The organism is Prosthecobacter sp. (assembly GCF_044378005.1).
GTDB lineage: Bacteria > Verrucomicrobiota > Verrucomicrobiia > Verrucomicrobiales > Verrucomicrobiaceae > Prosthecobacter.
This window is the reverse complement of the sequence record NZ_JBILYB010000173.1, coordinates 1-11,636: the sequence shown is the minus strand read 5'-3', so window position 1 is coordinate 11,636 and position 11,636 is coordinate 1. Positions and strand designations below refer to the sequence as shown.

The following is an 11,636-nucleotide window of genomic DNA, read 5'->3' as shown; positions in this document are numbered from 1 at the left end:
CAAGATGCCCGTCAGCTACTCCGGCGATCTCGGTGAAACGTGGCAATGGGAAACGAGTGAGTTCCCCGTGGTGAGCAACACCCAGCGCCCCGCCATGCTGCGGCTCAAAGAAGGCCCCATCCTGCTCTGCTCTTTCACCGACCAAGCCCGCACACCGAAGAACGAACGCGCCGGACTCAGCTTCAAATCGACCGGCGGCGACTACACCGGCTACGGCCTCTTCACCGCCGTCAGCTACGACGAAGGCAAGACCTGGCCCGACCGCCGCCTCATCGCCCCCGAAGGCAAAACCACCGCCGATATCAACGGCTACCTCGCCGTCACCCAAACCCGCGACGGCCGCATCCAACTCATCACCAGCAAGGACCACTACGCCTTCAACCTCGCGTGGATCAAAGCGCTGCCACCCACGCCGAAGAAGTGAAAACGAAGTAGCGTTACAAAATTCAACCACGCCAGAAACAACCAACATGAAACGCACCTCCACCCTCATCGCCGCCATGCTGCTCGCGCCGTTGGCCCCGCTGCACGCCACCGACCGACCACATGTGCTGCCCACGGTGCGCACCTTCATGAACTTCGGCGGTGATGCGGCTTGGATGACGGACAAAATCGATCTCGGCTTTCGCCTTCAGGCGAAACAAGCTCGGCAAGGTCATCTGGCCATTCAATACGCGCTTGTTTGCACCATGCTGGAGCCATCCGAGAAGGCAGAAGCCTTGCGGAGGTGGTGCCAGGAGAAGGGCTTCGACTACGAGAGCTGCTTCATTCACTTCGCCGCAGACACGAAGGTGACGCTTCATGTTGGCGCGGAAGAGGCAAAGAACCCCAAAGAAAGCCGAACGGTCCCAGGCTGGGATGATCGCAACGACGCCGATCATGATAACCGCGTGAGCGATGCGGAGTTTGCCATGCGTGTGAACGCCAAAGCCAGCGCAAGGCAGCGCCATGAGGCTCGCGTGCCGATCTACTATTGGGGGCCGCCCGTGGATGATTTCGTGATGAATGTGGGCTTCGCTGGATACCAGCAGTTCATCGCGGAGCGACACGCAGTTGATGTGGCGAAGGACTGGGACGGCATCTTTTTCGACACCGTGCCCAGTGATGTCGCCGGACCGGGGCTGGCAGCCAATATCGTCGAGTATCCACGCCAGGGCATGGAGGCGGATCGCTGGACGCGTGATTTGCAGGCGTTGTTTGGCAAAGTGAAAGCAAAGCAGCTGCAGAAACTTTTCGTGGCGAACGGCTGGCAAGCAGAGCCGCTCGTCGTGGATGGATTCCAACTGGAGAACTGGCTCAACCTTGCCACACCCGCCCATGAGTGGCAGCGGCGCATTGATATAGCTCGCAAGCATGACCGCATGGGTCACGTGCAACTGCTGCAATACAACCCGGTGCATAATGCGCAGCTCGTGTCCTTCGGAGCGAAGCTGCCCGGCGTGAGCCGCGAGCGCGATCAACTCTACGGCCTCGCCTCGTATCTCATGGCACACGGCGGCGGCACCTACTTTGGCTTTGGCCTGCATCCTTACACTCGCGTGACAGAGTTGTGGTTCGACGCCATTCGCGTGAACCTCGGCGAGGCGAAAGGCGAATACCACCCGTGGCCATCCGACGCCCCTGCGTCTCAATCCGACCCGAATCTCCTGCGCAACGGATCGCTCGACTCACTCGCCGATTGGCGCATCGCGGAAGGCATCGCTCCCGACACCACGGAGAAGCAAGAAGGCACGGCCAGCGTGCGCCTGGAAAGCACCGATCCCAAGGCCATTCGTATCCACAGCCAGAACGCCACCCTCAAGCCGCACACCGCCTACACTCTGAGCGCCTGGATCAAAACAAAGGCCGTGCGCGGTGGCATCGGCGCACAAGTTTATCCCTACGACTTCGCCCAGGCTGGCACCTCACCTGTGGCCATGCTCAGTGTCACCGGCACCACGGATTGGACCCGGCACGAAATGGCCTTCACCACCGCAGACGATGCCGAAGGCCGCATCAGCTTCCGCATCAGCGAGGCGCTCGGCACCGCGTGGATCGACGACGTGCGCCTGACAGAGGGTGCCCCGGTGCCATCGCCACGTGTCTTTGCCCGCGAGTTCAGCAAGGGACTTGTCATCGTCCGCCCGCCGGACGGCGAGGATTTCGATAGCGGGGCGCTGTCGCTTCAGCTCGCCAAGCCTCTGAAGCCGCTCCGTTCCGACGGCACCCGTGAGGCATCCGTTACGGCGGTCTCCCTTCGAAAGGGCGAGGCGGCCATCCTGTTGAACCCATGACCGCGCCGTCTCCATCGCACGATCTCAAGTAGCCCCTTCATCGAGAAATGAAACCCATTCTCATCTTCCTGCTCTTACCAATCGCCGCTTTCGCCCAAGCCAAACCCGAAGCTGCCAACGCCACCAAGGCGGCTAAACGCGCCTGGGAATCTGCGCCTGCCGAAAAGAAGGCGCAGTGGCAGCAGCAGCGCGAGGCATTGACCCACATCGACCTCTCCGAGGACACGCAGCGGCAGATCGTCATCGCTCGCGGATCGCCAAGGCCTGACGAGTATCACGCGCATCCCACCACGGTGATGCTGGCGGACAACAAGACGATGTTTTGCGTCTGGAACCTCGGCCATGGCGGACACGCGGGGCCGATGTCTCGCAGCGATGATGGCGGATTGACGTGGAAGCGTATCGACGACGCACTGCCGCCGAACTACATTAACTTCAAGAACTGCCCCAGCATCTATCGAATCACCGACCACCATGGCAAGGAGCGCTTGTGGGTCTTCGCCGCGCGCACCTTGACCAACAAAGAGAACCCCAAACTCATCGAAGGCCGTCACGAAGGTTTCATGCCGCGCATCGTCAGCGAGGACGATGGCAAGACCTGGCGCGAGCTTCCGCCCATCGGCGGACGCATTGCCAAGGACGATGCCTTTCGCAACATCATGACCTTCTCCAGCATCGTGCGGCTGAAGGATGGTTCTTATCTCGGCATGTTCCATCGCGGTGGCAGCATCGGCGAAGGCGGCACGCTGCAAGTGCTGCAATCCATCACGCGCGACGGCGGCTTCACTTGGTCGGAGCCTGAGATGGCCAGTGATGGCACAAAGCTCGACGGCAAGCACCCCTGCGAGCCCTATGTCTTCCGCTCGCCCGATGGCGACGAACTCTGCTGCCTCATGCGCGAAAACCGCCGCAGCGGCACCAGCCTCGTCATGTTCAGCCGGGACGAAGGCCAAACGTGGTCTCAAGCCGTGGACGCGCCCTGGGGCCTCACCGGCGACCGCCACCACGGCATCACGTTGCCCGATGGCCGCATAGTCATCGTCTTCCGCAATGCCACACCGCAATCGAAGGACAAAGCCGGCTTCATCGCCTGGGTCGGCACCTACGAAGACATCAAGCAAGGCAAGCCCGGCCAGTATCGCGTGAGCCTGCTGAAGACTTTCAAAGACGGCTTCTACCCCGGCATCCATTTGCTCCCCGACGGCACCATCGTCGCCACGACGTATGCGAACTATCGCAAAGAAGACATCGGCTGCTCCATCGTCAGCATCCGCTTCAAGATGAGCGAGGTGGAGGCACTGGCGGCCAAGACAACTTCAGTAGCCAAACCATGAAATCCCCGCTCACCCTCCTCACCGCCCTGCTGCTCGTGCCCATCGCGATGCTGCAAGCAGCCCAACCATTTCCAACCCCCGCCACACTGTGGAAGGACTACGACCCCAATCAGGGCGACTTCAAAGAGGAGGTCGTGAAGGTGGAAACGAAAGACGGCATCTTCAACCGGGACGCTTACATAAGCGCGTATGTGCTCGATGAGGAGATCCGGGTTTATTGCCGTTACGGGGTGAAGACGGGTGCGGTGAAGGCTCCGGGCCTGCTGGTGGTGCATGGCTGGATGGGGGCGCCGGAGCCGGACAAGAAGTATGTCGAGGATGGCTGGGTGGTGATGGCGCATGACTATTGCGGGAAGACGGGAAGCCGGCCTCACTTCACGAAGTATCCGGAGAAGCTGCGGCACGGAAACATGGATCGCACGGTGGCAGGACCGGCGCGGGCGAAGGACTTGGATGGAAACGAAATCACCGATCCGAAGCAGACCTCCGACTATGTGTGGTATGCCATCCAGCGGCGGGTGCTGAGCTATCTCGAGCAGCAGAAGGAAGTGGATCGCACACGGCTCGGAGCGACGGGTTACTCGTATGGCGGCACGTTGATGTGGAATCTCGCCACCGATCCGCGGGTGAAGGCCGTCGCGGCCTACTTCGGCATCGGCTACAACGACTACTATCGCGACAAGCATGTCTGGCTTTACAACGTGCCTTACGTCGAGCCACCGAAGTCGCCGGGCGAGGAGATCATCCTCGCTTCCATCGCGCCTGAAGCCCATGTGCCCTTCATCACGGCGGCGACCTTGTTTTTGAATGGCTCAAACGATCATCATGGCGGGCATGAACGCGGGCTGGAGAGCTTCAAGAAGTTCCCGAAGAACGCGCCGTGGTCGTTTGCGATCCAGGCTCGCGGACATCACGACACCGAGAAGATCGGGCACAACACGAAGTTCTGGTTGGAGAAGCATGTGCTCGGAAAAGACGTGACTTGGCCGGAGCATCCGAAGTCGGAGATCCGTCTGGATGCCAACGGCGTGCCGGAACTCGTCATCACGCCGGCGTCACCCGACGCCGTGCGCAAGGTGGAGATGTTTTATGCGCTCAAGAACCCATGCAGCTACGCCCGTTCCTGGCGCGACACTCCCGGCGTGCGTCAGGGACAGCAGTGGGTGGCGAAGATGCCGGTGCTCAACGTGGACGACTATGTCTTTGGCTACGCCAACATCACCTACGACACCACGATCGTCCGCTCGACCGACTTCAACGCGGCCATCCCAGCCAAGCTCGGCAAGGCCGTGGCCACCGACAAGCCATCGAGCGACCTCTCCGACAGCGGTTACAGCGCCTGGAGCCACATCGCCGAACTCGAAGGCCCGCAAGGCATCAAGGGATTTCGTCCCACGAACAACGGTCGCGGCTCCGGCACCGAGCAACTGCACGATCCCAAATGGCAAGCTCCGGCCAACTCGCGACTGAGCTTCAAGTTCTACTGCACTGAGCCGCAAACTGTGATCCTCACCGCCGCCGATTACAACTCGGTCGAGCTGGAGATCACTGCCTCCGACCAATGGCAGGAGATGACCATCGCCCCCGAGCGTCTCATCAACCGCTTCAGCCAGAAGCCGATGTCGAATTGGTCCAGCGTGGGCAAAATCCAGTTCCTCCCCAAACAAGGCTCCGACCTCACCAAGGTGATCTTTGCCGATTTCAAATGGGTGCCGTAAACTCCACCACATCGACATGACCACCTTCCGCATCGGACTCTGCCTCACACTCTGCGCTTTGTCCTCGCTTCGTGCGACGGACATCTCGTTCACCCTTGCCAAACCAGGCCAAGTCTCCGCTGCGATCTATGACAACGAAGGCCGTCTGTTGCGCTCGCTCGCGCATGGTCGTGCGATGGAAGCAGGCGAGCAACGTCTCGCGTGGGATGGACTCGATGCGAATGGTCGCGCGATGCCAGCGGGTGATTACGAGTGGCGTGTGCTGCGCAATGACGGGCTGCAAGCCGAGTATCTCGTGAGCATCGGTGCCAATCCCGGTTGGGCAGCACATGGCATGTGGGTGGGGAGTCATGGGCCGGTGTCGGCGGTGGCACTGGATGCGGCGCAGGACCGGCTCTACGTCGGTGCGCTCTCGGGTGAAAACTGTCCGGTGTTTCAATGCACGTCGCTCGACGGCAAGACGCTGCACTGGCAGAGCGAGCAGTTGAGTTCATTCAAAGGCGCTTCACGGCTCGCGGTGAGCAAGGGCGTTCTTTATCTGCTGCAAACCGATGCCTGGCTGTATGCGCTCGACCCGAAGGCACCGAGCAAGGAGTTGGCGAAGAAGTGGGATGTCGTGCATCCGAACGATGTGCGCGACAGCACTAAGCTGGCCTTTCTGCCGCCGGGTCATGAGCCGGGCGGGCTGGCAGTGCATGAGAAGTTTATCGCGATCAGTCATCCGGCGAATGATGCGATTCGTTGGCATGATCCTGAGTCGTTGACGTTGTTGCGCGAACAAAAACTGCCGGGCGTGCGTGGCATCGCGGTGCTCGGTGATGGCACGCTCATTGCCGCTGCGGGTGCGCAGGTGTGGCGCATCGCTTTCCCTGATGGCAAGCCCGAGCCGATGCTGAAGGACGACTCGCTCACTTCGGCGGCGAACGTAGCAGTGGATGAAGCGCGCGATGAACTCTGGATTGCCGAGGCGAAGACCGCGCACACGATTCGTCGCTTCAAGCTCTCGATCGGCGCGCGCACCTTGCAGCTTGGCAGCAAGGACGGGCGGCCCTTTGGCAAGTTCGATCCGCTGCATTGGCGCGATGTGTCGGACATCGTGTGCGATGGCAAAGGCGGCCTCATCACCGTGGAGGCCACGCCGCGGCGTGTGGCGCATTTGGCCATCGAGAACGATCAGCCGCGTCTCATCAACCAATGGTTCGGCGGTCAGCAATGGGGCAACATGGCGGCGATTGATCCTGATGATCCGAGCATCGCGTATGTGAACGCGAGCAGCTACCATCGCGCACGAGTCCGCATGGACTTCACCAAGCGCACGTGGACTCTCGACACGCTCTACGACAGCCCGTCGTGGCTTACTCGGAAGGAAGGCAAGACGCTTCACGACGGTCCCTTCCCATCGATCACGCATCACGATGCACAGTGGCAGGTGATGCATCGCGCAGGGCAGACGTATCTCGTGAGTCTCGGTGGCAATGCCATGAGCCACGCTCCGGCCGTGGTGCGCGTGGATGAGCAGCACGATCGGTTTGTGCCTGTCGCCTGTGCAGGCGTCGTGCGGATGAGCGCAGAAGGTAAGTGGCCTGCGTGGTTCGAGCACTTGCCTCGACCAAGCACGAAGCATCGCGGACGCGCGCCTGTGGAGTTCTTTGGCTATAGCTGGAGCGATGTGAACGGTGATGGCGAAATGCAAGACAGCGAGTTCCGCGTGACCACCGCGCCAGCTATTCCCGGCCTCGGTCACGGCAGCATGGATGCGCAGTGGAACGTCACGCTGCCAAGCAGCACACCAGCGGGCAACGAGGATCAGCCCATTGGTTTGATCCTCAAAAACCTCTCCGATGCCAACGCAACGCCGCAGTGGGATTGGACCGTCGTGGAGCCGACGCGCGAGAAATTGCCCACCGACATCGCGCGGCTGAGCACGATCTCCGTCGCAGCGTTGCATCGCGATGACAGCGGCGCACTCACCGCACTCATCCGCGCCAATCATCATCCAAACGATGATCGACAAGGCAACGCCTGGCCCGGCAACACTGTCGGCACCGCGCGCATCCTGCGCTACGATGCACAGGGCAAGCCGCTCTTCGTCGCAGGCAAACACGGCAGCGTGAACGACATCGCCCCAGGCGAGTTTCAGTATCCCAAACGCATCATGGCCGTGGCCAAAGGTTGCGTCATCATCCAGGATCGCGCGGTGCGCATCGGCCAAGCATGGACCACCGATGGCCTTTACGCCGGCAGCTTCCTGGATCGCCACGCCGACGACGGCCTGCCGGTGGACCAAGTGTATCGCGCGGCCCTCGCGTCGCACGGAGTCGAGAACTTCTTGTTTGATCAGATCGGCGGCAGCGTCGTCACCGCATCGAACGGCGACATGTTTTGGAATCCCGTGGGCCGCAACTCATCGCCCATCTATCGCATCCACGGCTGGGACAACTGGGAGCGTCAGAGTGGTCGCGTGAAGCTCGCCGACAAAGCCCAAGCCGCGAGCCAAACCGGCAGCGGCCTGCGCGGCAGTTACTTCACCAACACCGAGTGGCAAGGCCCCGCCGCCCACACGCGCACCGATGCGCAACTCTGGTTTGGCAATCGCCAGCTCTCCTTTGCCCAAGACCAAAGCGGTCGCCCTTGGCTAGACGCTGCCAACGCGCCAGCGTTTGATTTGAAGAACTTTTCCGCCCGCTGGGAAGGTCGACTCGAGCCCTTGCTGAGCGAGGACTACCAACTCATCATCGAGCACGACGCAGGCAGCACCGTGCGCCTCTGGCTCGATGACAAGCTCATCTTGGAAAGCCAAGCGCTTGAGCCGAAGGCGAATCGCCGCGCTCCCACCAAAGCGCCGGTGAAAGTGCCGCCCGCAAGACAACGCCGCGGCAAGCAACCACCTCAGCCCGATCTCCCGCAAGCCAAGACGCTCCGCCTCATTTCCAAGCCCATCCCGATGTCCGCTGGTAAGTCGCTCGCGATACGCATCGACTACGCCAGCCCGAACAACCCCGAACCGCAGATGCCGCAACTGCATCTGAACTGGGAGAGCTTTACTCAGGAGCGTCAGCATGTGCCGACCACGGCGTTGACTGCGGATTGAGCGCCCAGCTGCTGGATCAAATCGATCCCTCTCGCGAGTCGCGATGCCCTGAGACGGCAATGGCTGTGGCCAATGGGCTGATTCCAATCGCGGCGTTCGGATTGAACGCGACTTGGAATATGGCCATCTTCGCCGAGACGTTTCGCAACCAAGCCAACACCAGAAAGCTCCATCCATGAAAGCCCTCCTCGCCGCTCTTTTCCTTGCCCCGCTCGTTACCCTGAATGCCGAGGACTCCAACATTGCATGGATCGTTCAATGGAATGGTAGCTCATTGCCAACCGGTCCGTGGGCAGCCATCGGCAAACCCAACGCCAAGCTCGAAGACGGCACGCTGCATTTGAGTGATGACGCAAAAGACGACTTGGGCGCCTTTGAAGCCGAGTGGACGGGCGATCTCGATGCCAAGGAGATCATCGTCGAAGCGCGTGTGAAGCTGGTGAGCATGATCGGGCATCGGGATTCGCCGACGGCGACATGGCCGCAGCGGGATGGGGCGCCGATTTGCGTGGAGGTTTGCGATGGTAAGCATGTCGAAGGCATCTTGCTCACGCCAGCGCAGGACAAGCATCCCGAGGCCGCGAAAGGGTATGTGCGGACGCTGACGGATCGTTTTGCTCAGGCGGACACGCGGGATGCCTTTCACACGTATCGGCTCATCATTCGCGGTGAGGACATGGCGGTCGAAAGGGATGGCAAACGCATCATCGAAGGGCGCGATGCCTTCTGGCGACCCGCGACATCGCCGCGCAAGTTCATCCGTTTTGGCTCCACCTCGAAGCCGTTCACGGGCGAGGCGCAGTGGGAGTTTGTGCGGCTCGGTTTGCGGCCTGCGGCGAGCGCGGCGGCGGAAAAGTCGCCGCTGAAGATCACCGTCAGCGAGCCGTGGCCGCTCAACGTCGACAAGAAGAATACCGAATCGCGCCCCTACCTCTACGACATGGGCCAGGGCCTGCTTTTGACCAGCAATCCGCAAGGCAGCGATGCCTTGCTGGAGCCCTACATCGTTCGCCGCAGCACCGACGCTGGCAAAACGTGGCAGGCTGTGCCCGGCACCGAGCAAAACAGCGATTCGCCGCAGGAGCTCGTGCGCCTCGCTGATGGGCGCATCCTCGGGCCGTCGCGCTGGACACGTTTGCAGCCGGATGGCACGCTGACGGGCAAAACCTCGCTCCTCGATGCCAAGGCGGAGACCCTCACCATGCACGACAGCACCATCTCGATGCCTGCGGAGTTCAAGCCGTCAAAAAATGGCGAGGTGCTTCTCTTTGAGCGCCACATCTGGGCTGAGAAGGATGGCAGCATCACCGCCGTCGCCTGGAGCCGCCGAGCCACGCTGAAACTGGCCAACGGCCGCGGCTTTCCGGAGCGCCACACGCATCTCCTGCACAGCGCCGATCTGGGCAAAACGTGGACGCACCTCGCGCACATCGGACTCGGTGGCGAGCCCGCCGTCGTGCGGCTCAGCGACAGCGAATGGCTCGCCGTCACGCGGCCCGATGCGCACATGTCGAACCTCCTCCAGCATCGCTCTCTCAATGGCGGCAAGACGTGGAAGTTCGAGCGCACGCTGGAAGAAGGCAGCGTCATGCCCGACCTCGTGCTCATGAGCAATGGCGTGCTCGCGTGCAGCTATGGCCGCCCTGTTTCCAATCTCATGTTCAGCCTCGATGGCGGCCGCACCTGGCGCGATCACCGCGTCATCTCCGACCGCGCCAATTTCAACTACACCGCCATCCGCGAGATCAGCCCCGGTCGCCTGCTCTACATGCACGACGGCCAGATCCCCGGCACCCTGGCTCGGATCAACTCGCTCTACATCGACGTGGAGAAGACGAAGCCTTGAACGCAACATGCCACTCCAAACATGAAACTCGAACTCACCCTCATCGCCCTCCTTTTCGCTCCCCTGACGACGCTTATCGCCGCCGATGCTCCGCCTAAGGAACAAAAACCCGCCCCCGAGTTCCGGAAATACGAACTGCCCGTCGAGCCCGACGAAAACGTCGCGTATGGCCCGCATCGCATGCAGGTGATTTACTTCTGGCGGGCAAAGTCGGACCAGCCCACGCCGCTGCTCGTTTACATCCACGGCGGTGGCTGGCAGGGCGGCGACCGGTCTGTGGCTCGAAGCATGATCCTGCCCGCGCTGGAGGCTGGCATCTCAGTGGCGTCCGTGGAATACCGCACCATCAAAGACTCCACCGCCGATGGGCTCGTGCCGCCCGTGAAGGGACCGATGCTCGACTGCGCCCGCGCTCTCCAGTTCTGCCGCAGCAAGGCGAAGGAGTGGAACCTCGACAAAACCAAGGTCGCCCTCGCCGGTGGCTCCGCCGGTGCCTGCACGAGCCTCTGGCTGGCCTTTCACGATGATCTGGCCGATCCCACGAGCGCCGACCCCGTCGCCCGCGAATCCACCCGCGTGCTTTGCGCCGCGGTGTCCGGTGCCCAGACCACGCTCGATCCTCACCAGATGCGCGAGTGGACGCCGAACAGCAAATACGGCTCCCACGCCTTCGGCATCGTGTGGGATGCGAAGAAGAAAATCGGCTCCTTCCAGATGTTCTACGACGCCCGCGAGCGCCTCATGCCCTGGATCAAAGAATACTCGCCCTACGAACTCGTCACCCGCGGCGATCCGCCCGTGGGCCTCTACTACAGCGCCCCGCCCAACCTCGGTCACGACGAAAAAGACCCCACCCACACCGCGAACTTCGGCGTGAAGCTCAAAGAACACTGCGATGCTCATCAAGTCCCCTGCGACCTCGTCTATCCCGGTGCCCCGAATGTGAAGCACGCCACCGAAAGCGACTACATCAAAGCCTACCTGCGGCCTGAGTTGAAGTGACGCTCGCCACACCACCAATGGCTCGGCGGTGATGGCGAAGCAGGTCGCGGAACACATCTGTGCGGATTTCGTGCAGGCCAAATCGTGATTGGCTACATTCAGGTCGAAGGCCGTGAACGAGAGGACAAAGAACCACCTCGGGCGACGTTTGCCTCACCCGTGTTTTCATCCTCCAACACTCGCCTCATGCGCCAGTTTGCTGCTTTTCTTTGTTTCTTTGCCATCGCGTTGCCTGCCATCGCTCAAATTGCGACGACGGATGTGGACGAGCCGGAGGACATGATCCTCGGTTTCCGGGGCAAGTCGAAGTATCAGATCATCGTGCCGGATGTGGCGGCGAATCCCACGGCGGAGTCGTCGGTGACGAGGGCG

General features: G+C 61.5%; 8 protein-coding genes. All 8 read left to right on the top strand.

Translation table 11 applies throughout. The features are described 5' to 3' along the window. The coding region (locus tag AC6FTP_RS22845; RefSeq protein WP_497209220.1) for a sialidase family protein at window positions 1–424 on the top strand (424 nt) is incomplete at its 5' end. A gap of 46 nt (window positions 425–470) precedes the next feature. Further along, window positions 471–2,273 carry a putative glycoside hydrolase gene (locus AC6FTP_RS22840; protein ID WP_395724623.1) on the top strand — a complete coding sequence of 601 codons (1,803 nt, stop codon included), beginning with the start codon at window positions 471–473 and terminating at the stop codon, window positions 2,271–2,273. 47 nt (window positions 2,274–2,320) lie between these two features. Continuing rightward, window positions 2,321–3,607 (top strand): sialidase family protein, encoded by a 1,287-nt coding sequence (locus tag AC6FTP_RS22835; RefSeq protein WP_497209219.1) that lies wholly within the window; start codon window positions 2,321–2,323, stop codon window positions 3,605–3,607. Further along, complete coding sequence (locus AC6FTP_RS22830; RefSeq protein ID WP_497209218.1) at window positions 3,604–5,325, top strand: dienelactone hydrolase family protein; 1,722 nt, start codon at window positions 3,604–3,606, stop codon at window positions 5,323–5,325. The genes AC6FTP_RS22835 and AC6FTP_RS22830 overlap by 4 nt, the downstream gene beginning before the upstream one ends. A gap of 16 nt (window positions 5,326–5,341) precedes the next feature. After that, window positions 5,342–8,416 (top strand): FlgD immunoglobulin-like domain containing protein, encoded by a 3,075-nt coding sequence (locus AC6FTP_RS22825; protein WP_497209217.1) that lies wholly within the window; start codon window positions 5,342–5,344, stop codon window positions 8,414–8,416. Window positions 8,417–8,591: 175 nt separating this feature from the next. Next, entirely contained in the window at window positions 8,592–10,262 is a 1,671-nt protein-coding gene (locus AC6FTP_RS22820) for a sialidase family protein (RefSeq protein WP_497209216.1), read from the top strand. Between the two features lie 21 nt (window positions 10,263–10,283). After that, window positions 10,284–11,264, top strand: coding sequence for an alpha/beta hydrolase (locus AC6FTP_RS22815; RefSeq protein ID WP_497209215.1), 981 nt, complete (start codon window positions 10,284–10,286; stop codon window positions 11,262–11,264). 186 nt (window positions 11,265–11,450) lie between these two features. Beyond that, window positions 11,451–11,636, top strand: a 186-nt coding sequence (locus AC6FTP_RS22810; RefSeq protein ID WP_497209214.1) for a hypothetical protein, incomplete at its 3' end; no start/stop codon positions are given.